Annotated in this window: 10 protein-coding genes, 3 tRNA genes and 3 rRNA genes; 2 read left to right on the top strand and 14 right to left on the bottom strand. The window is 41.3% G+C overall.

Translation table 11 applies throughout. The features are described 5' to 3' along the window. From HWV00_RS17720 to dauA, 5 genes are all read right to left on the bottom strand, one after another. Entirely contained in the window at nt 1-1,092 is a 1,092-nt protein-coding gene (locus tag HWV00_RS17720; RefSeq protein WP_211683503.1) for an efflux RND transporter periplasmic adaptor subunit, read from the bottom strand. Nucleotides 1,093-1,269: 177 nt separating this feature from the next. Next, entirely contained in the window at nt 1,270-3,336 is a 2,067-nt protein-coding gene (locus HWV00_RS17725) for a S9 family peptidase (RefSeq protein WP_211686672.1), read from the bottom strand. 191 nt (nt 3,337-3,527) lie between these two features. Then, nucleotides 3,528-5,393: a DEAD/DEAH box helicase gene (locus tag HWV00_RS17730; protein ID WP_211683505.1), complete on the bottom strand. Its 1,866-nt coding sequence runs from the start codon at nt 5,391-5,393 to the stop codon at nt 3,528-3,530. Between the two features lie 346 nt (nt 5,394-5,739). Then, nucleotides 5,740-7,326 carry a peptide chain release factor 3 gene (gene prfC / locus HWV00_RS17735; RefSeq protein WP_211683507.1) on the bottom strand — a complete coding sequence of 529 codons (1,587 nt, stop codon included), beginning with the start codon at nt 7,324-7,326 and terminating at the stop codon, nt 5,740-5,742. Nucleotides 7,327-7,406: 80 nt separating this feature from the next. Next, the gene (dauA, locus tag HWV00_RS17740; protein WP_211683509.1) at nt 7,407-9,131 is read right to left on the bottom strand and encodes a C4-dicarboxylic acid transporter DauA; all 1,725 of its coding nucleotides are present in this window, start codon (nt 9,129-9,131) and stop codon (nt 7,407-7,409) included. 318 nt (nt 9,132-9,449) lie between these two features. Here dauA and HWV00_RS17745 point away from each other — a divergent pair, with 318 nt between their 5' ends. Further along, a complete protein-coding gene (locus HWV00_RS17745; protein ID WP_211686674.1) occupies nt 9,450-10,367 on the top strand; it encodes a manganese-dependent inorganic pyrophosphatase in 918 nt (305 codons plus the stop codon). 90 nt (nt 10,368-10,457) lie between these two features. Here HWV00_RS17745 and HWV00_RS17750 read toward each other — a convergent pair whose 3' ends face one another. The 9 genes from HWV00_RS17750 to HWV00_RS17790 form a co-directional block, all read right to left on the bottom strand. After that, nucleotides 10,458-12,245 carry a long-chain fatty acid--CoA ligase gene (locus HWV00_RS17750; RefSeq protein ID WP_211683511.1) on the bottom strand — a complete coding sequence of 596 codons (1,788 nt, stop codon included), beginning with the start codon at nt 12,243-12,245 and terminating at the stop codon, nt 10,458-10,460. A 135-nt stretch (nt 12,246-12,380) separates the two neighbouring features. After that, the gene (gene rimI / locus HWV00_RS17755) at nt 12,381-12,821 is read right to left on the bottom strand and encodes a ribosomal protein S18-alanine N-acetyltransferase (protein ID WP_211683514.1); all 441 of its coding nucleotides are present in this window, start codon (nt 12,819-12,821) and stop codon (nt 12,381-12,383) included. A gap of 26 nt (nt 12,822-12,847) precedes the next feature. Continuing rightward, nucleotides 12,848-13,246, bottom strand: a complete 399-nt coding sequence (locus tag HWV00_RS17760; RefSeq protein ID WP_211683516.1) for a DNA polymerase III subunit psi — start codon at nt 13,244-13,246, stop codon at nt 12,848-12,850. Nucleotides 13,247-13,280: 34 nt separating this feature from the next. After that, a tRNA-Trp gene (locus tag HWV00_RS17765) sits at nt 13,281-13,356 on the bottom strand. A 77-nt stretch (nt 13,357-13,433) separates the two neighbouring features. Beyond that, a tRNA-Trp gene (locus tag HWV00_RS17770) sits at nt 13,434-13,509 on the bottom strand. Nucleotides 13,510-13,582: 73 nt separating this feature from the next. Beyond that, nucleotides 13,583-13,698, bottom strand: a 5S ribosomal RNA gene (gene rrf, locus HWV00_RS17775). Nucleotides 13,699-13,825: 127 nt separating this feature from the next. Next, nucleotides 13,826-16,717: ribosomal RNA gene (locus HWV00_RS17780) — 23S ribosomal RNA — on the bottom strand. Between the two features lie 219 nt (nt 16,718-16,936). Then, a tRNA-Glu gene (locus HWV00_RS17785) sits at nt 16,937-17,012 on the bottom strand. A gap of 139 nt (nt 17,013-17,151) precedes the next feature. Continuing rightward, nucleotides 17,152-18,696, bottom strand: a 16S ribosomal RNA gene (locus HWV00_RS17790). The 16S, 23S and 5S rRNA genes sit together here with 3 tRNA genes alongside, the layout of an rRNA operon. Before the next feature lie 576 nt (nt 18,697-19,272). On the opposite strand from HWV00_RS17790, the gene rapA reads away from it, so the two are divergent. Continuing rightward, a complete protein-coding gene (gene rapA, locus HWV00_RS17795) occupies nt 19,273-22,185 on the top strand; it encodes an RNA polymerase-associated protein RapA (RefSeq protein WP_211683520.1) in 2,913 nt (970 codons plus the stop codon). Nucleotides 22,186-22,262 lie beyond the last annotated feature (77 nt).

Below are 22,262 nucleotides of genomic sequence, written 5' to 3' on the forward strand. Positions count from 1 at the left end.
TTAATTTGCTTGCCATAAAGTAACTGCCATACCATCACGTAAAAACGGTATACCAGCAACCACAATCGCTTCATTTTCGGAAATGCCACTATATACTTCAATGCTGTTTGATCGAATATGACCCACTTTTACTTTGCGTTGTTCTAAAAGCATTGTCTGCTCATTAATCACATATAACGACGCATTTTGTGCCGTGCCAGCGCTAAGAGAATGCGTGAAGTCCAACGCTGTTAGTGGTACTAAATATGCGGGAATTGAGCGATTACTTACAGTGAATTTAACCGAACCAGACATGCCATTACGTAATTTGTCACTACTCTGATTTAAGCGAATAGTAACCGGAAATGCATTACCATTTTCAACACGAGAGCCTATTTCACTAACTTCACCAGGGAAGGTTTTATCTTGAAGAGCTGATACTGTCACTGTCACTGCTTGCTGATAATTAATATTACCAATCATTGACTCAGGTAATAACACTTCAACTTCGTAAGCGTCACCATCAATCAATTCTATGACTTCTTGACCATTCGCGACTTTAGAGAAGTTATCAACGCTAACAGCTGCAATTTGCCCATCAAACGGTGATCGTAAAATGGTACGCTGTAAATCTAATTTAGCGCGGGCTAAGTCAGCTTCAATGACTTTTACTTGCTGTCGTGCTGCCTCAGCACTATTACTTAACTGTTCAAGTTCCGCCAGCGATATAATACCCTCTGGTAAACGAGTCGCACGTTGCAACTGATCATTTGCTGCTTTTGCAGAGGCCCGAGATGAACCAAGAGATGCTTGAGTTTTATTTAACGCAACAGTGAAGTCGGAATCATCAAGTTGTGCAAGCGGTTGCCCCATCACAACAAGATCACCTTTACTGACATAGATATCTTGCAGTACACCATTAACACGGAAGCTTAAACTTGATTGTTCTGCACTGCGGATCTGCCCTGATATTTCTCGAAATATAGAACCAGTAGATTCGCTAACACGTTGGTATTTAACTGCTTTAGGCAGCTCAACCGTCGCTGTTTTTGATTCATTATTACAGCCAGATAGCAGTAATACGGCTGTTAACAACAGCATTAATTTAGACATGATTCAACCTCAGGGCAGTATGAAATAAACTACTTTATCAAGGATATATTACTATTAAATTCTTTATCTTCAATAGTTTAACTTATCCACTAAAGCTGCAATATACCCTGAGTTGATTATTAAGAGCAAGTGTAATACCAATGAATATAGGCTTAGGTCACTTGCTCCGTTATTATTTTAGCAGTCGCTACTCAATGCAAGATCGAGCATAAAGGCATATTCTTTAGCGGTGTCGTGATAATGCTGGAAGCGTCCAGACTTACCACCATGCCCCGTCTCCATATCGGTATGTAATAGTAATACATTCTCGTCAGTTTTTAACTCACGCAGCTTAGCAACCCATTTTGCAGGTTCCCAATATTGCACCTGAGAATCATGTAAACCAGTCGTTACCAACAGATGTGGATAAGCTTGTGCACTCACTTGATCGTACGGACTGTATGACAGCATATAGTGATAAAAATCCGCTTCATTTGGATTACCCCACTCGTCATACTCACCTGTTGTAAGTGGAATTGATTCATCAAGCATCGTACTCACAACATCAACAAATGGTACTGCAGCCACAACACCATGATATAACTCAGGGGCGATATTTATTACAGTGCCCATCAACAAGCCACCCGCAGATCCCCCCATTGCATAAACGCGTTTAGGGTCTGCATAACCCTGTACTAATAGCCCTTTCGTTACTGCTGTAAAGTCAGTAAAGGTATTCATCTTATTAAGTAACTTACCGTCTTCATACCAATCTCGCCCTAACTCTTCACCACCACGAATATGCGCAATAGCGTAGACAAAGCCACGATCAAGTAAGCTTAATAGTGAGGCACTGAAATACGGGTCAATGCTCGAACCATAAGAGCCATAAGCATATTGTAATATTGGATTCTGGTTAGTCTTCGAAAAGAGTGCTTCTTTGTAGACTAAAGAAACAGGGATCTTAGTGCCATCTTCAGCAGCAATCCAAACCCGTTCACTTTTGTATTCTTGCGCACAAAAATCACCAACAACTGTTTGCTGCTTTAACACTTCACGTTCGTCGCTATCAAGATTTAACTGATAGGTTGTCGTTGGTGTCGTTAGACTAGAATAACCATAACGTAACTTGTCCGTATCAGGATCAGGGTTCGTCCCTAACCACGCGGTATAGGTCGGATCATCAAATTTAATGATTTTTTCAGCATTGGTTTGCCAATTAATCTGTCTTAAAAATGTTAAACCTTGTTCACGTTCTTCAACAACTAACCAATCACGTAATAACTCATAGCTTTCTAGCAATACACCATCACGTGCAGGAATAATTGTTTGCCATTGCTCCGAGTTTGAAATCGTTGCTGATGTAGCAGACATCAAAGCGAAATTTTTGCCGGTTTTATTAGTTCGAATATAAAACTGCTGACGATAGTGATCGACACTGTATTCATGACCACGTTCACGCCCACGTAATAGTGTAAACGTCTCTGTCGGCTTATCCGCAGATAATGCATGTACTTCAGATGTCATCGTGCTACTTAATGACAGCATAATGTAATCATCAGAGGTCGATTTATAAATGTCAGTGTAAAAGGTATCGTCTAACTCTTCATAAACCAATACATCAGTACTGATATCGGTACCCAACTGATGTCGATAGACTTGATAAGGCAATAATGTGCTTGGGTGCTTCTTAACATAAAATAAAGTTTGACTGTCATTCGCCCAAACAACTGATTCAGTATCTTCTATTTCTTCAGGATAAGCTTCACCTGTCTCTAGGTTTAGAAAACGTAAACGGTATTGACGTCGACTGACTGTGTCTTCAGAAAAAGCTAACACTTGATGGTTTGGGCTTATTGCCAATTCACCTAGTTGATAATACTGGTGATCTTTAGCACGCTCATTTGCATCGAGTAATACTAGCCATTCTGCGTCTGTATTATCCTTGCGCCAATGATATACCGGATACTCTTTACCTTCAGAAAAGCTAGTTTGATACCAATAGCCTTTTTTTAGATAAGGGACCGATGCATCTTCTTGTTTTACTCGCGCAACCATTTCATCATAAAGCTCGGTTTGTAATGAGGCTAATGGTGATAAAACAGATTGAGTATAATCATTCTCTTGTGTTAGATAGCTTAAAACTTGTTTATTTTCACGTTCATCATCACGTAACCAAAAGTAATCATCTTGACGTGTATGCTGATGAATAGTCATTGAATGCGGTTGCTTCATCGCAACAGGGGCAGTAGTAGAGAGATCCATTTTCACAAGAAGATGTCCTATAAAATTAACTGAAGAAATGTTACTTATCTATTGAGCTCTAAGTACTCATTACATTAGGTGAATGATGATTCACCTAATGTAATGAGTACTAATATCCCAGATGCAAAAAAGGAGCGCAAGCGCTCCTTTTCATATATTTAACTATTAACCATTAATTGTTAACGAGTTAATTAGTCACGACGTGGACGACGTGGACGGCGTTCGCCACCAGTAGACTCACGACGCTCACCACCGTTAGAATCACGGCGTTGGCCACGATGACCACGGTCATTGTCACGTGCTGGACGATCGTTATCACGTGCTGGACGGCTACGCTCTTGACGACCTTCAGCTGCAACACCTTCAAGTTTGCTCATGCGTAATGCTTTGTTACAAACATAAACTTGCTGTAGTTGTTGTAACTGCTCGCTTGGCATACCTTTTGGTAATTCAATTGTTGAGTAGTCATCATGTAGACGGATACCACCGATGTTACGGCTGTTGATATTCGCTTCATTAGCAATAGCGCCAACGATGTTCTTAACTTGAACACCATCAGTACGACCAACTTCGATACGGAAAACTTCCATTTCAGCAGCTGGACGACGCTCACCACGTTCGCCACGTTCTGGACGGTCACCACGATCACGGCGTTCGCCACGGTCGTTACGATCACGGCCACGATCACCACGGTCATCTTCACGGAAACTACGTTCACGACGTGGAGCTTCAGGTGGTAATACTAATGGTTTTTCTTTCTGAGCCATGAATAATAACGCAGATGCAAGATCTAATTCGCTAAGTTCTAATTCTTCAGAAAGTTGACCAACTAGGTTTTTGTAGAAATCTAGGTTTTCGTCACCAGAAGAAAGTTCTGATAACTGATCACGGAAAGATGCGATACGTTTTTTCGTAACATCATCACGTGAAGGTAGATCCATCATAGTTAATGGCTGACGTGTAGCACGTTCAATCGCTTTTAATAAACGACGTTCGCGTGGTGCAGCAAATAAGATTGCAGTACCTTTACGTCCAGCACGGCCTGTACGACCGATACGGTGAACATATGATTCAGTGTCAGTTGGGATATCGTAGTTGATTACTAGGTCAATACGAGGAACGTCAAGACCACGTGCCGCAACGTCAGTCGCGATAACGATATCTAACTGGCCATTTTTCAAACGGTTTACAGTGCGCTCACGCATTGCTTGGTTTAAATCACCGTTTAGAGCAGCTGCAGAATAACCGCGAGCTTCTAATTTCTCAGCAAGTTCAACAGTCATTGTCTTAGTACGAGCAAAGATGATCACACCATCGTAGTCTTCAGTTTCAAGAATACGTGTTAGGCCGTCAAGTTTTGCTTGTAAGCCACCAATGATTAAACATTTTTGTTCAATGTTTTCAACAGTTGATGTTTTAGCTGCAATTTTAACTGCTGTCGGATCAGTCATGAAACGTTTCGTAATACGACGAATTTCTTCCGGCATAGTTGCAGAGAATAACGCCATTTGACGTTGTTCAGGTGTTTTAGATAGAATTGATTCTACATCATCGATAAAGCCCATACGTAGCATTTCATCAGCTTCGTCAAGTACTAGAGCTTTAATACCAGAAAGATCAAGCGTACCACGGTTAATGTGATCAATCACACGACCAGGTGTACCAACAATCACTTGTGGGTTACGTTTCAGTGCTTTTAACTGAATTGGGTAGCTTTGACCACCGTAGATAGGTAGTACATGGAATCCACGCATATGGCGTGAGTATGCTTGGAATGCTTCAGCAACTTGAATTGCTAGCTCACGCGTTGGTGCTAAAACCAATACTTGAGGTTTTGATAACGAAGTATCAATACGGCTCAATAATGGTAGTGCAAACGCAGCTGTTTTACCCGTACCAGTCTGTGCCATACCTAGCACATCACCACCATCCTGTAGTAACGGAATACATTCAGCTTGAATTGGTGAAGGTGTTTCATAACCTAGATCATTCAACGCTTTTAAAATTGGTTCAGGTAAATTTAAATCAGTAAATTGTACGGGTGATGTATCAGACATTCACGGGCCTCAGGTAGACGGGTCTTTGAATAAAGCTATATCAATTATAGCTCCACATATAGTATTTCGTGCGCAAAATTAGTGGTCTTTTGCTCAGACTCTTTTAAAGAGCGAAGCCACATAAAAAGGCCGACGTAGTGTACATCATTTAAAAATTAAAATCCGGATATATGCGGCCTAAATCACAAAAAAACAAAAAACAATTAAAAACACAAAAAAGAACAACTATAAATCAACAACTTAAAAGTTACGAATGAAACAACAAAATTTATTTAAAAAACAAATAAAAAAAAACCTCACCACTAAAGAGGTAAGGTTTATTGATTTTTTCAGTCAATTTTATGAATTAGTGTTCACGTGTCTCACGGAAAACAACATCAGGATAACGTTCTTGTGCAAGACGTAAATTAACCATAGTCGGCGCAATATACGTTAAGTTATCACCGCCATCTAATGCAATATTATCCCACGCTTTCTTTTTAAACTCTTCAAGTTTACGTGGATCAGCACAATCAACCCAACGTGCAGTTGCAACACTGATGCCTTCGTAAATCGCGTCTACTTTATATTCAGTACGTAAGCGATGCACAACCACATCAAACTGTAGAACACCAACAGCACCCACAATTAGATCATTTGAACGTTGTGGACGGAATACCTGTACCGCGCCTTCTTCTGATAATTGGATCAGACCTTTTTGCAGCTGTTTTTGCTTCAGTGGATCTTTTAAACGAATACGACGGAACATTTCTGGTGCGAAGTTAGGAATACCAGTAAATTTCAATAATTCACCTTGTGTAAACGTATCACCAATTTGGATCGTACCATGGTTATGTAAACCAATAATATCACCCGGATATGCTTCTTCAGTTTGTGTACGGTCACCGGCCATAAAGGTTACAGCATCAGAAATGCTGACATCTTTATTTAAGCGAACATGCTTCATTTTCATGCCTTTACTGTATTTGCCTGAACAAACACGCATGAAGGCAATACGGTCACGATGCTTTGGATCCATGTTTGCTTGGATCTTAAACACAAAACCAGAGAAAGTTTCATCACTTGGTTCAACAGTACGCAAATCTGACGCACGTGATTGTGGCTTTGGAGCCCATTCACATAAGCCATCTAGTACATGATCAACACCGAAGTTACCAAGTGCTGTACCGAAGTATACTGGCGTTAATTCGCCCGCCATAAACAAATCATAATCAAATTTGTTTGCAGCACCTTCAACAAGCTCCATATCATCACGTAGCTCTTGAGCGTAATCGCCCAGTGCTTCGTCAAGTTCAGGGTTGTTAATACCCTTAATAATGCGACTGTCTTGGATCATGTGACCCTGGCCCACGTTATACATGATCACTTCATCACGTAAAATGTGGTAAACACCTTTCAATTCTTTACCCATACCGATTGGCCAAGTAATTGGTGCACATGAAATTTTTAATACTTCTTCAACTTCATCCATTAAATCAATTGGATCGCGAATATCACGGTCAATTTTATTCATGAACGTTATAATTGGCGTATCACGTAAACGTGTTACTTCCATTAACTTAACTGTACGTGCTTCAACACCTTTTGCAGAGTCAATTACCATTAGGCAAGAGTCAACAGCGGTTAACGTACGGTAAGTATCTTCCGAGAAATCTTCATGTCCAGGAGTATCAAGTAAGTTTACTAAACTATCACGGTATGGGAACTGCATTACCGATGTGGTTACCGAGATACCACGTTCTTTTTCCATTTCCATCCAGTCAGATTTAGCATGCTGACCCGATTTTTTACCTTTTACAGTACCGGCTTTTTGTAATGCGTTTCCGAATAATAATACTTTTTCGGTGATAGTTGTTTTACCAGCATCGGGATGCGAGATAATCGCAAAAGTACGTCTTTTCGACACCTCTTGCTCAAGAATGCTATTTGACATGAATGAGTCTTCTCATTTGGTTAAATCTAATGGGCGCTATTTTCGCTGAAATAACGATGAGACACAAGGAAGACCTGCAATTAATAATTTGCAATATCGCGTAATGCCTCATGTAACGTCGGGCTGAATGATGTCACGCCACCAATAGGTTGCACACCTGCTCTCGCTAAGGTTTTTAATGGCTGAAATTGTAAATCACAAAATATCACTTGGGTGTTATAAATTTGGCATTGTTTGATAAATTGTTCCATCGCAGCAAGGCCACCTGCATCCAGTAACGGCACCGCATCTAAGTAAAGTACAAAACCATCTACTTCTGTCGTTTTATCTGCCAGCTCCGAAAATACGCGGTCAGCTGCAGCAAAAAATAACGGGCCATTAATTTTAAATACACGCCAGCCAGCAGGTATATCCACCGCTACAATACGTTTGTTATCAGTGATATCTGTAACTTTAACCATTTCAGCTATTTCTTTCATGAACAATACTGCAGCCAATAAAATACCTGCGGTAATAGCCAAAACCATATCAAATAATATCGTAAACGAAAAACAAATAGCGAAGACCCAAAGATCACTCTTTGGTGCCGTTTTTAATAAATGCCAAGCTTTAGGCGCTTCACTCATATTCCAAGCAACAACTAAAAGTAATGCCGCCATTGAAGGCATAGGTAAATAAGCGAGCAATGGTGCTAGTAGAACTAAACTCGCTAATACGACTAAACCATGAATGATAGCTGAAATAGGTGTTTGAGCACCTGCCTTAACATTCGCAGCAGAACGCGCAATCGCAGCAGTCGCGGTGATACCACCAAAAAATGGCGTGATGATATTACCGATACCTTGACCAAGTAATTCACTGTTCGCACTGTGTCGCTTCCCAGTCATGCCATCGAGTACAACGGCACATAATAATGATTCAATAGCACCTAGCATAGCGATAGCAAAAGCAGCCGGTAATAAATCCGAAACAAGTTTCCAACTTAAATTAAGCGGTTGACCATTAACACCAGCTTGTAGCCACGGCCATTCAAAGCTCGGTAAATAAGGTGGAATACCCGCGCCTTGAGTCCCATCAGGTAATAAGTAATGGAAACGGCTACCAATCGTCGCGATATCCATGCTCATATCGTTTAATACAGCCGCAAATAAACTACCTAGAATAACAGCGGGTAAATGAGCTGGAACAGGCGTTTTCAATTTAGGCCAGACTAACATGATAAATAATGTGAATGCTGCAACAGCAAAACTAGGGACATGTAACTCAGATAATCCATTTGCTAATACAGCTAGCTTATCCCAGTAATGCTCAGGTAAAGTCTCTATTGGTAAACCAAAAAAATCTTTAAGTTGTAAGGTAGCAATCACGACAGCAATACCGCCAGTAAAACCTAATGTCACTGCTTCAGGTATATATTCAATAAAACGACCAAGACGTAATACAGCCATACATACCAAGATCAGCCCTGACATTATAGTTGCCAATAATAAACCACCAAAGCCGTATTGCTGTACGATAGGATATAAAATGACAACAAATGCTGCAGTTGGTCCAGAGATGCTATAACGGCTACCACCACTAATCGCGATAATGATACCGCCAATGATTGCAGTATAAAGTCCATATTGAGGGGCTACACCACTTGCTATAGCAAGTGCCATCGCTAATGGAATGGCAATAATACCAACGGTAATACCCGCTAATAAATCTTTTCCGAACTTAGTCGAGTTATAACCATTTCGGTCCAACGACTCACGTAGCGCGTGTGCAATACGTAACGAAAAAAGATGAGCCCTTTGCTGCATTATACTGCCTTAAACTGTTAATTAGATCACGCAATTATAATCTTCTTTACAGCAGATACAATCAAGGTCAAAGCATTTAGCAACAAAATAGTCGTTTGCTTGATTCATATCAGAATTACCGACTAATTATCTTAATTTGCAAGCATGATCACATAAAAAATCCGGTGTTATACTTAAATTAGAGATAGTAAGCAAATTAGTGATTACAAGTAATCTAGCTAAATAATACTGGGATTAGCCAGATTAGGTTGCAGAGCTTAACCGAGATCACTATTATGTTCGTTAATCCATAAACCTATAATTAATTTGGAAGCAATGATGTTAGTACTAGGACACACAAACCCTGATTGTGACAGCTTAGCAGGCTCAATCTCTCTATCTGCATTTTTAACAAAACGCGATGGCAAAACAGTTACACCAATCATGCAAGGCGAACCGAATGCAGAAGGTCTTTTCTTGCTTGAACAAGCTGGACTAGAGTGCCCTGAAATCCGTACATCTATTGCTGGTGAAGAAGTTTGGATCATTGATTACTCAGATTTCAACCAAGCACCGAAAGATGCGCGCCAAGCAAAAATCCGCGGTATTGTTGATCACCATAAACTGGGTGACTTCGAAACTGACGAACAACTTGAAGCATGGATCTGGCCTTGTGGCTGTTCAAACACGATTGTGTACAACATGTACAAGATCCACAACATCGAGATCGATCAGAAAGTAGCTGTAATGATGTTAGGTGCAATCTTAAGTGACACAGTACACTTCAACTCACCAACATGTACACAAATCGATATCGATGCAGCACACGAGCTGGCTAAAATCGCTGGTATCGATGATATTGATGCTTTCGTTACAGCACAATTTGCAGCAAAATCTGATATTGCAGCAGTGCCTTCTGAAGAATTAATTCTACGTGACCTTAAGGTTTACACTATCGGTGAAAAAGACTTCTCAATTGCACAAGTAGAAATCACAAATGTTGATTCTGCACTAGCACGTAAAGAAGAATTACAAGCTGAACTAGTTAAATACAAAGCTGAGTTCGGTTACCACACAGCTTTAGTATTACTTACTGATATTACAAACCTAAATTCTGTTGCTTTAATCGAAAGTGAAGAAAGTGCGTTAGTAGCTGAAACGTTAGGTGGTACATTTATCGATGAATTGATTGATCTACCAAATGTTGTAAGCCGTAAAAAACAAGTATTACCACCGCTACAAACACAATTTAAGTAAGTCTTAATAGACTCTTATTACAGTGAAAAGTGCGTGATAGATACAAAAATGGGAGCTAATTAGCTCCCATTTTATTATTCATTTATCGTGTTATTTTGTGTCGCTTTTATACATTTCATCAATATCTTTTTTGTACTCACTTTCAATTACTTTTCGACGTAATTTTAATGTCGGTGTGATCTCACCTTTCTTCATACAAAATTCACGGTTCAATAATTTGAATTTTTTCACTTTTTCAAAGTTAGCTAATTCACCCTGAAGTTCGTGTAAACGCTTTTCGAACATAGTCACAATATGGCTATGACGTAGCAGCTCTGCTTTACTCGAGAATTGCAGATTGATGGAGTTTGCATACTCTTCCAATGCATCAAATGACGGCACGATTAACGCACTAACAAAATGACGTGAATCAGCGACAATCGCAACTTGGTCAATAAAGTGATCTTTATTTAATGTACCTTCAACCAATTGCGGTGCAATGTATTTACCATTCGATGTTTTCATTAGCTCTTTAATTCGCTCAGTCATCACAACTTCACCACTTGCTAATATCTCACCTGCATCACCTGTTTTTAGCCAACCATCAACAAAGTTCTTTGCGGTTTCTTCAGGCATATTGTAATAACCTTTCATCACCGTTGCACTACGCACTAAAATCTCGTTATCGTCCCCAATTTTTACTTCCATATCAGGCAAAGGCAAGCCAATAGAACCAAAGTCATAACCGGTCCCACGATGACAACACACAGTCGCAGTTGTTTCCGTCATACCATAGCCTGCTTGTAATTGAATACCGATTGATTGGAAAAATTGGTTTATATCAGGATCAACTTTCGCACCACCACAAGGTAAGAATCGAGTGTTACCACCTAAAATACCACGTAACTTAGAAAAGATAAGTTTATCAGCCAGCTTATGCTGAGTAGACAATAACAATGATGGTTTTTGATTATCATGAATAACTTTAAAGTGCGCTAAACCCACTTTTGTTGCCCAGCTAAACAGTGTTTTTTTAACTGCTGATGCTGATTCTAATCGACTATGGATAGTGCTGTATATTTTTTCGTATAAGCGTGGTACAGCCACTAATAATGTTGGTTTTACTTCAGCAATTACATCAATAATGAGTTTAGGATTCTCTAAATGCACATTCTGAGCACCGCAATGCATAAGATAAAAAGACCAGCTACGCTCAAGCACATGGCTTAATGGCAAGAAGGCAATCGACGTATCAGTTTCAGATACTTCAATCATTTTATCATGACTACTGAATGCAGCAGCAAAGTTAGTGTAATCGAGCATTACACCTTTTGGTTGGCCTGTTGTTCCAGATGTATAGATAAGGGTAACAAGATCATCCATACTTGTATCAGTAAGCCGCTGCTGAAATTCAGTTTCAGATGCTTCATCACCTTGCTGAATGAAATCAGAAAAGTGCATCGCGTTTGATTCGTCTTTTAAATCAATAGAATCAGTCAGCGCAATAATCAGTTTTAAATCACCAAAAGTTAATAATTCCAGTGCTTTATCAAATTGCTCTTGCCCGCCAACAAATAGGTAGTCTATATCTGCATTATTAACAATGTAGCGTGTTTGTTCTGTGGTATTGGTGGGATAAATAGGCACAGTGACACAGCGTGCCGCCAAGATACCTAAATCAGCAAAGCTCCACTCAGGGCGATTATTGGCAAAGATACCAACTTTAGCTTGAACTTCACAGCCAAGAAATAATAATGCTTTAGCAACACAGTCTGAGTTATCAAGTAATTCTGACCAAGTGGTATTTTTCCACTCACCATTTTCTTGAAAACGAATTGCGGTTGTCGCTTTACGTGCTGCAAATTTAGTTCTAAAACTGTTTACTAAATGTTGTGTCATTAGCTTCCCTGATTACCCATAAATAGAATTAAGCGCATAATATAATCACGGATAGTAATCATTAATCAGGGATAAGTATACAACCAATAGGCTTTCCCTATAGCAAACATGCTAAAGAATCACCCTGTCTTATCTTCAAACAATGTAGCACATCATAATTGCATCTTCTCTGCCTGATGCAGCAGGATAATAGCCAATACGGCGATCAACTTCGTTAAAGCCCACATTCAAATATAAATGATAGGCCCCATGATTAGACTCTCGTACCTCTAACCACAGCTGAAACAAATCTTGCTGCTGACATTCCTGGATAAGGTGATTAATAAGCAACTTACCATACCCTTTACCTTGCTCCTCTGGTGCAACAGCAATATTAAGTAAGCTCGCTTCACCAGCAACTTGGTTAGCAAAGTAGTACCCTAATACTTTCTCATCTTTAATGAGTAAGAAATTGAAGTATCTCGCTCCAAAGTTACTTGCTAAGACCTTATCAGACCAAGGAAAAGCATGGCTTGTGGTTTCTATTGATTTGATTAAAGGAAGGTGTTCAGACGTTAAAGGGATAATTTTTGGCATTAATGGATCCGTTATTATAAATAAGGTTACATATAGCTAACGATTTGTTGCCAAAGCTGTTTTTTTGCTTGAGCAGAATGTAGCAACACATCTAAATTAGGTGATGAAAGCTGTTGTTTTGCAGCAAGTTCTGATTGTTTACAACCAATCGTCCAGATCCACTCAGGAGCTTGATAATAATACTGTAATTCATCTTCAGTAATAATATGGCTCTGGCTAAGTTCAAGCTGTAATGGTCGTAATATCTGTTTGATAAATTGAGTATGTGGAGCAAGTTTATCATTGGCGATAATTAAAATTCTGCAGTTCTTTGGCAATGGAATTTTTTCTGCTTGGCTAGCTAGATGAGGAAATTGTTCAGGTTTATGACATTGCCATAATGTGATGCCCATTTGCTGTAAGTAATAGCGTGAAAAATTACTCATAAATGGCCACATCATGGAGTTTTACTAAAGAAAGTGGCAGGGGTGGAGAGATTCGAACTCCCATCACGCGGATTTGGAATCCGCTGCTCTGCCGTTGGAGCTACACCCCTACAAGATGAACAGGATTATAACTTAATTTATCATTAAAGTTAAATCTGTTTCTTTGATTTGATCGTACTTATAAAATTGGCAGGGGTGGAGAGATTCGAACTCCCATCACGCGGATTTGGAATCCGCTGCTCTGCCGTTGGAGCTACACCCCTAAAACTTTCTATTTAAGACATCGTCTTAAATAATTATTATCTACTTATATCTTAAGTAAATAAAGTAATTGGCGCTTGGCAATGCCCTACTCTCACATGGGGAAGCCCCACACTACCATCGGCGTTATTACGTTTCACTACTGAGTTCGGAATGGGATCAGGTGGTACCGTAACACTATGGTCACCAAGCAAATCTAGTTTGCTTTCAAAATGTATCTTTAAAATCTGAAAAGCTATAAATAAAGAAGTCTTTAAAACATAAAGTGTTCAATCTATTCTTAAGTCGATTATTTCAATTAATCATACTTTAATTTGTATGGTTAAGCCTCACGGGTAATTAGTACAAGTTAGCTCAATGCCTCACAGCACTTACACACCTTGCCTATCAACGTTGTAGTCTCCAACGGCCCTTCAGGGGACTTAAAGTCCCAGTGAGAACTCATCTCGAGGCCTGCTTCCCGCTTAGATGCTTTCAGCGGTTATCAGTTCCGAACTTAGCTACCGGGCAATGCTATTGGCATAACAACCCGAACACCAGTGGTTCGTCCACTCCGGTCCTCTCGTACTAGGAGCAGCTCCTCTCAATTCTCAAACGCCCACGGCAGATAGGGACCGAACTGTCTCACGACGTTCTAAACCCAGCTCGCGTACCACTTTAAATGGCGAACAGCCATACCCTTGGGACCAACTTCAGCCCCAGGATGTGATGAGCCGACATCGAGGTGCCAAACACCGCCGTCGATATGAACTCTTGGGCGGTATCAGCCTGTTATCCCCGGAGTACCTTTTATCCGTTGAGCGATGGCCCTTCCATTCAGAACCACCGGATCACTAAGACCTACTTTCGTACCTGCTCGACGTGTCTGTCTCGCAGTTAAGCTGGCTTATGCCTTTGCACTAACCACATGATGTCCAACCATGTTTAGCCAACCTTCGTGCTCCTCCGTTACTCTTTGGGAGGAGACCGCCCCAGTCAAACTACCCACCAGACACTGTCCGCAACCCCGATAAGGGGCCTACGTTAGAACATCAAACGTACAAGGGTGGTATTTCAAGATAGACTCCACATCATCTAGCGACAATGTTTCACAGTCTCCCACCTATCCTACACATGTAGGTTCAATGTTCAGTGCCAAGCTATAGTAAAGGTTCACGGGGTCTTTCCGTCTAGCCGCGGGTACACTGCATCTTAACAGCGATTTCAATTTCACTGAGTCTCGGGTGGAGACAGCGTGGCCATCATTACGCCATTCGTGCAGGTCGGAACTTACCCGACAAGGAATTTCGCTACCTTAGGACCGTTATAGTTACGGCCGCCGTTTACCGGGGCTTCGATCATGAGCTTCGACCTAAGTCTAACCCAATCAATTAACCTTCCGGCACCGGGCAGGCGTCACACCGTATACGTCATCTTTCGATTTTGCACAGTGCTGTGTTTTTAATAAACAGTTGCAGCCACCATTTCTCTGCGACCAACAATAGCTTACGGAGCAAGTCCTTCACCATCATTGGCGTACCTTCTCCCGAAGTTACGGTACCATTTTGCCTAGTTCCTTCACCCGAGTTCTCTCAAGCGCCTTAGTATTCTCTACCTAACCACCTGTGTCGGTTTGGGGTACGATTCTCTTATATCTGAAGCTTAGAGGTTTTTCCTGGAAGCCGGGTATCAACTACTTCATCTCCGTAGAGACTCGTCATCAGTTCTCAGCCTTAATGTATTCCCGGATTTGCCTAAGAATACAGCCTACAACCTTAAACATGGACAACCATCGCCATGCTAGCCTAACCTTCTCCGTCACCCCATCGCAATATAAGTGAGTACTGGAATATTAACCAGTTTCCCATCGACTACGCCTTTCGGCCTCGCCTTAGGGGTCGACTCACCCTGCCCCGATTAACGTTGGACAGGAACCCTTGGTCTTTCGGCGTGGAGGTTTTTCACCCCCATTATCGTTACTCATGTCAACATTCGCACTTCTGATACCTCCAGCAAGCTTCTCAACTCACCTTCAACGGCTTACAGAACGCTCCTCTACCATGCAAGAACAAGTCTTGCATCCGTAGCTTCGGTGGTATGTTTAGCCCCGTTAAATCTTCCGCGCAGACCGACTCGACCAGTGAGCTATTACGCTTTCTTTAAAAGATGGCTGCTTCTAAGCCAACTTCCTGGCTGTCTGAGCCTTTCCACATCGTTTCCCACTTAACATACACTTTGGGACCTTAGCTGACGGTCTGGGTTGTTTCCCTTTCCACGACGGACGTTAGCACCCGCCGTGTGTCTCCCGCGATTGAACTTATTGGTATTCGGAGTTTGCAAAGGGTTGGTAAGTCGGGATGACCCCCTAGCCTTAACAGTGCTCTACCCCCAATAGTTAGACGCGAGGCGCTACCTAAATAGCTTTCGAGGAGAACCAGCTATCTCCCGGTTTGATTGGCCTTTCACCCCCAGCCACAAGTCATCCGCTAATTTTTCAACATTAGTCGGTTCGGTCCTCCAGTTGATGTTACTCAACCTTCAACCTGCCCATGGCTAGATCACCGGGTTTCGGGTCTAATCCCAGCAACTATTCGCGCAGTTAACACTCGGTTTCCCTACGGCTCCGCTATTCGCTTAACCTTGCTACTGAAATTAAGTCGTTGACCCATTATACAAAAGGTACGCAGTCACAGAACAAGTCTGCTCCCACTGCTTGTACGTATACGGTTTCAGGTTCTATTTCACTCCCCTCACAGGGGTTCTTTTCGCCTTTCCCTCACGGTACTGGTTCACTATCGGTCAGTCAGTAGTATTTAGCCTTGGAAGATGGTCCTCCCATATTCAAACAGCATATCACGTGTGCCGTCCTACTCGATTTCACAGTAAGGTCGTTTTCATGTACGGGACTATCACCCTGTATCGTGAAACTTTCCAGAATCTTCCATTAACTTCCAAACTGCTTAAGGGCTAGACCCCGTTCGCTCGCCGCTACTAAGGGTATCTCTATTGATTTCTTTTCCTCGGGGTACTTAGATGTTTCAGTTCTCCCGGTTCGCTTCGTAACGCTATGTATTCACGTTACGATACTCTACAAAGTAGAGTGGGTTCCCCCATTCGGAAATCTGTGGATTAACGCTTTTTATCAACTCCCCACAGCTTAACGCAGATTAACACGTCCTTCATCGCCTCTGACTGCCTAGGCATCCACCGTATACGCTTAGTCACTTAACCATACAATCTAAAGTCGACCGTACAATTGAAATAACTAGGTATTATCTAGTTTTTTTCGCCTCAAGAATACTCAAGAACACTATATTGTTATTGCCTAAGCAATAACGTGTTTTAAGAACTTCTTTATTTATTCAGCTTTCCAAATTTTTAAAGAGCAATTTGCTAAAAAGCAAAGATAAACATTGTTGTTTAGCTTTGATTTTTAATCAGAAAGAAAAGTGGTATCCCGTACGAGATTTGAACTCGTGTTACCGCCGTGAAAGGGCGGTGTCCTAGGCCTCTAGACGAACGGGACACAATTTACTTTCTACGACTGGATTTCAACTCAGTCGTTATCTTATTTTCATAAGATTGTCTTACTATTAATAAGACATGTCTTTAATTTTCTATTCAAGCAATTTGTGTGGGCACTTACAAAAATTAACAACTTTACGTAAGGAGGTGATCCAGCCCCAGGTTCCCCTAGGGCTACCTTGTTACGACTTCACCCCAGTCATGAACCACACCGTGGTCATCGCCCTCCCGAAGGTTAAGCTAATGACTTCTGGTGCAGCCCACTCCCATGGTGTGACGGGCGGTGTGTACAAGGCCCGGGAACGTATTCACCGTGACATTCTGATTCACGATTACTAGCGATTCCGACTTCATGGGGTCGAGTTGCAGACCCCAATCCGGACTACGACGCACTTTATGGGATTCGCTTACCATCGCTGGTTTGCAGCCCTTTGTATGCGCCATTGTAGCACGTGTGTAGCCCTACTCGTAAGGGCCATGATGACTTGACGTCGTCCCCACCTTCCTCCGGTTTATCACCGGCAGTCTCCTTAGAGTTCCCACCATTACGTGCTGGCAAATAAGGATAAGGGTTGCGCTCGTTGCGGGACTTAACCCAACATTTCACAACACGAGCTGACGACAGCCATGCAGCACCTGTCTCATAGTTCCCGAAGGCACCAATTCATCTCTGAAAAGTTCTATGGATGTCAAGAGTAGGTAAGGTTCTTCGCGTTGCATCGAATTAAACCACATGCTCCACCGCTTGTGCGGGCCCCCGTCAATTCATTTGAGTTTTAACCTTGCGGCCGTACTCCCCAGGCGGTCTACTTAATGCGTTAGCTTAAGAGCCCAGTTCTCAAGGAACCAAACTCCGAGTAGACATCGTTTACGGCGTGGACTACCGGGGTATCTAATCCCGTTTGCTACCCACGCTTTCGCATCTGAGCGTCAGTTACTTGCCAGGTGGCCGCCTTCGCCACTGGTATTCCTTCAGATCTCTACGCATTTCACCGCTACACCTGAAATTCTACCACCCTCTCAAGAACTCTAGTTTGCCAGTTCGAAATGCAGTTCCCAGGTTGAGCCCGGGGCTTTCACATCTCGCTTAACAAACCGCCTGCATGCGCTTTACGCCCAGTAATTCCGATTAACGCTTGCACCCTCCGTATTACCGCGGCTGCTGGCACGGAGTTAGCCGGTGCTTCTTCTGCGAGTAACGTCACAGTAAGCAGTTATTAACTACTTACCTTTCCTCCTCGCTGAAAGTACTTTACAACCCGAAGGCCTTCTTCATACACGCGGTATGGCTGCATCAGAGTTTCCTCCATTGTGCAATATTCCCCACTGCTGCCTCCCGTAGGAGTCTGGACCGTGTCTCAGTTCCAGTGTGGCTGATCATCCTCTCAGACCAGCTAGGGATCGTCGCCTTGGTGAGCTCTTACCTCACCAACAAGCTAATCCCACTTGGGCTCATCTAGTCGCGAGAGCTTTCAAGAAGAGGCCCCCTTTCACCCGTAGGTCGTATGCGGTATTAGCAGTCGTTTCCAACTGTTGTCCCCCTCGACTAGGCAGATTCCCAAGCATTACTCACCCGTCCGCCGCTCGACGCCAGAATAGCAAGCTATTCTTCGTTTCCGCTCGACTTGCATGTGTTAAGCCTACCGCCAGCGTTCAATCTGAGCCATGATCAAACTCTTCAATTAAAGTTTTTTTGACTGATGCCTAAAATCATTACTGATAATATGTATCAAGTCGGCTCAATGAATTCTGTACTTCAACAACAAACCGAGGTTTGTTGTTTATAAAACCAAATCTTTCGATTTAATTTAATGTTCATAATTACATTGATATAATTTTTGGTCATTATATCTCTGTAAGTACTCACACAGATTGCTTGAATAAATTGTTAAAGAACATACTGAACGACGCTTGCCGTGTCAGTGGGGTCGAATTATAGATATATCAGTTAAATCCGCAAGTGATTTTGTAAATTTCATCATTTTTAAAAGATAAAGCCCAAAACCAGTACACATTTCAAACAAAACAGAACAAATATAAACGATAGACAATTCAACCGATGCTTATTCTCATCATTTATACATCGAATTACAGAATTACTACCTCCGTTACTTAAAATATATATTTCACATTACTTATGCCGCAAGACATTTACTTACTAAGTCATTTTAAACTATTATTTAATTTGTCTTTATACGTGACCTAACACTCTGGTTTAGGTAACATGCGCCCTTTTTACGGTTTTGGAGTTTGAATATACAATGCCCTTCCAACTTGGTCAGCGCTGGATCAGCGATACGGAATCAGAATTAGGATTAGGAACAATAGTTGCCATCGAAGGCAGAATGTTAACGCTATTATTTCCTGCAAGTGGTGAAAACCGTTTATATGCTCGTAACGAAGCGCCAATCACGCGTGTAATGTTTAATATAGGTGATCAAGTTCTCTCTCATGAGGACTGGAGTTTAACCGTTACAGAAGTGACAGAAAATTCAGGCATCATTACTTATACAGGTATTCATCAAGATACAGGTGAAGAAGTTTCATTACGTGAAACATTCCTGAATAACTTTATCAAATTTAATAAACCACAAGATCGTTTATTTGCTGGTCAAATTGATCGTATGGATCGCTTTGTTTTACGCCACCAAACATTACAACATCAATTTTCTCAGCAACAATCTGCATTGAATGGTATTCAAGGTCCACGTGTAAGCTTGATCCCACATCAGTTACATATCGCGACTGAAGTTGGTCAGCGCCATGCTCCTCGCGTTTTACTTGCCGATGAAGTAGGTTTAGGTAAAACCATTGAAGCAGGTTTAATTATCCATCAGCAATTAACAGCTGGTCTCGCTAAACGCGTGTTGATTCTTGTACCTGAAACATTACAACACCAATGGTTAGTCGAAATGATGCGTCGTTTCAACCTACACTTTAGTATCTTTGACGAAGAACGCTGCATCGAATCACTTGCTGAAGCGGATAACCCATTTGAAACTGAACAACTCATCTTATGTAGCCTCGATTTCTTACGTAAGAAACGTCGTCGTTTTGAACAAGCTGTCGGTGCCGATTGGGATTTATTAGTTGTTGATGAAGCACACCATCTAATATGGAGTGAAACAGAACCAAGCCGTGAATATCAGGTTGTAGAATCATTAGCGCAAAAATCGCCAGGTGTACTACTACTAACAGCAACACCTGATCAACTTGGTCATGAAAGTCATTTTGCACGTTTACGTTTATTAGATCCTAACCGCTTTTATGATTATGCAGCATTCGTGGCTGAAGAAAATAGTTATTCTGTCATCGCAGAAGCAGCTCAAGAGCTATTAGATTCACCAATCGTGTCAGCAGAAACTGCAACATCATTAACGACCCTATTAAGTGAAGCTGATATATCTGACAAGCTGGCTTTAATTCAAACTTCGCCAGATTCAGAAGAAGCGCAACAAGCAAAAGAATCAATCATTAGCCAATTACTTGACCGCCATGGTACAGGTCGCTTGCTATTCCGTAATACGCGTTCTGCAATTAAAGGGTTTCCAACTCGTTGCTACAACCCGGTTTCATTAGCACTACCAGACCAATATAAGACGTCATTAAAAGTAGCACAGATGATGAATGGCACTGCAAGTTTTGCTGAAGCTGCTCGCCGTGGTTTATATCCAGAAGAAATCTTCCTTGAATTCGAAGGTAAAGATGCATCTTGGTGTAGTTTCGATCCTCGTGTTGAATGGTTACAAGACTTCTTATTAGCAAATAAAAACGAAAAAGTATTAGTGATTGCAGCCAATGCTGAAACAGCTATGTCTATTGAAGAGTCACTGCGTGTTAATGAAGGTATACGTGGTACCGTATTTCATGAAGGCATGTCAATTATCGAGCGTGATAAAGCAGGTGCTTACTTCGCTCAAGAAGATGCTGGTGCGCAAGTGTTACTTTGCTCTGAAATTGGTTCTGAAGGTCGTAACTTCCAATTTGCACAACACCTCGTATTATTCGATTTACCACTAAACCCTGATTTATTAGAGCAACGTATTGGTCGTCTTGATCGTATCGGCCAAAAGAATGATATCAGTATTCACGTACCTTTCTTCGCAAATACAGCGCAAGATGTTTTACAAAACTGGTATCACAATGGTCTAAATGCGTTTGAATATACCTGCCCTATCGGTGGTGATATTTTCGCTGAAGTAAAAGATGAGTTACTTACTCAACTAGCAGCAAAAGAAATTGATCTAACTGCGACAGAAACCTTAATCACTGATACACGTAGTCAATACGATGCATTAAAAGCAAAAATGGAAAGTGGCCGAGACCGTTTACTCGAATTAAATTCTAATGGTTTAGGTAAGTCAGACGATATTATCGCTCAGCTAAAAACAAATGATGATAGCCCTGTATTGCCAATTTTTGCGATCCGTTTATTTGATGTTATTGGTATTAATCAAGAAGATCGCGGTGAAAACATGTTGGTATTAAAACCAACAGATCAAATGTTAGTACCAAGTCTACCGCATCTTAGTGAAGATGGTATTACAGTAACATTTGATCGTGAAACTGCATTATCTCGTGACGATGTGCACTTCCTTACATGGGAGCACCCTTTAATTAGTGCATGTATCGAATTAATCATGACTTCAGATACAGGCTCCACTGCTGTTTCACTATTAAAAAATCCAGCGCTACCAGCAGGCACTATTTTATTAGAACTACTTTATGTCGTAGAAACATCAGCACCGTCTTATTGCCAGATTAATCGTTTCTTACCTGCAACACCGATTCGTTTATTACTGGATAAAAACGCGAATAACTTAGCGGTAAAAGTAGATTTTGATAGTTTCAATCGTCAACTTAATGCGATTAATCGTCATGTTGCGACCAAATTAGTATCAGCATCTCAAACCGTTATTCACGACCTTATTGGTAAATCAACAGCTGTAGCTGAAGACCAAAAGCAAGCAATCACTAACGCTGCACTTGCAAGTATGCAACAACGCATGAGTGTCGAACTTGAACGTCTACAAGCATTGCAAAAGATTAACCCTAACGTACGTGATGAAGAGCTAGCATTTATTGAAAAGCAAACGAGTGAACTCACAACGCATATTAATAATGCACAGCTAAAACTAGATGCTGTACGCTTTATCGTTGTAACACCAAGCTAATAAAAACACATTATAATTAAAATCAATAAAGGGGTTAATTTCGGTTAACCCCTTTATTATTAATAAATGATATTTAA

The organism is Moritella sp. 24, assembly GCF_018219155.1.
Lineage (GTDB): Bacteria > Pseudomonadota > Gammaproteobacteria > Enterobacterales > Moritellaceae > Moritella.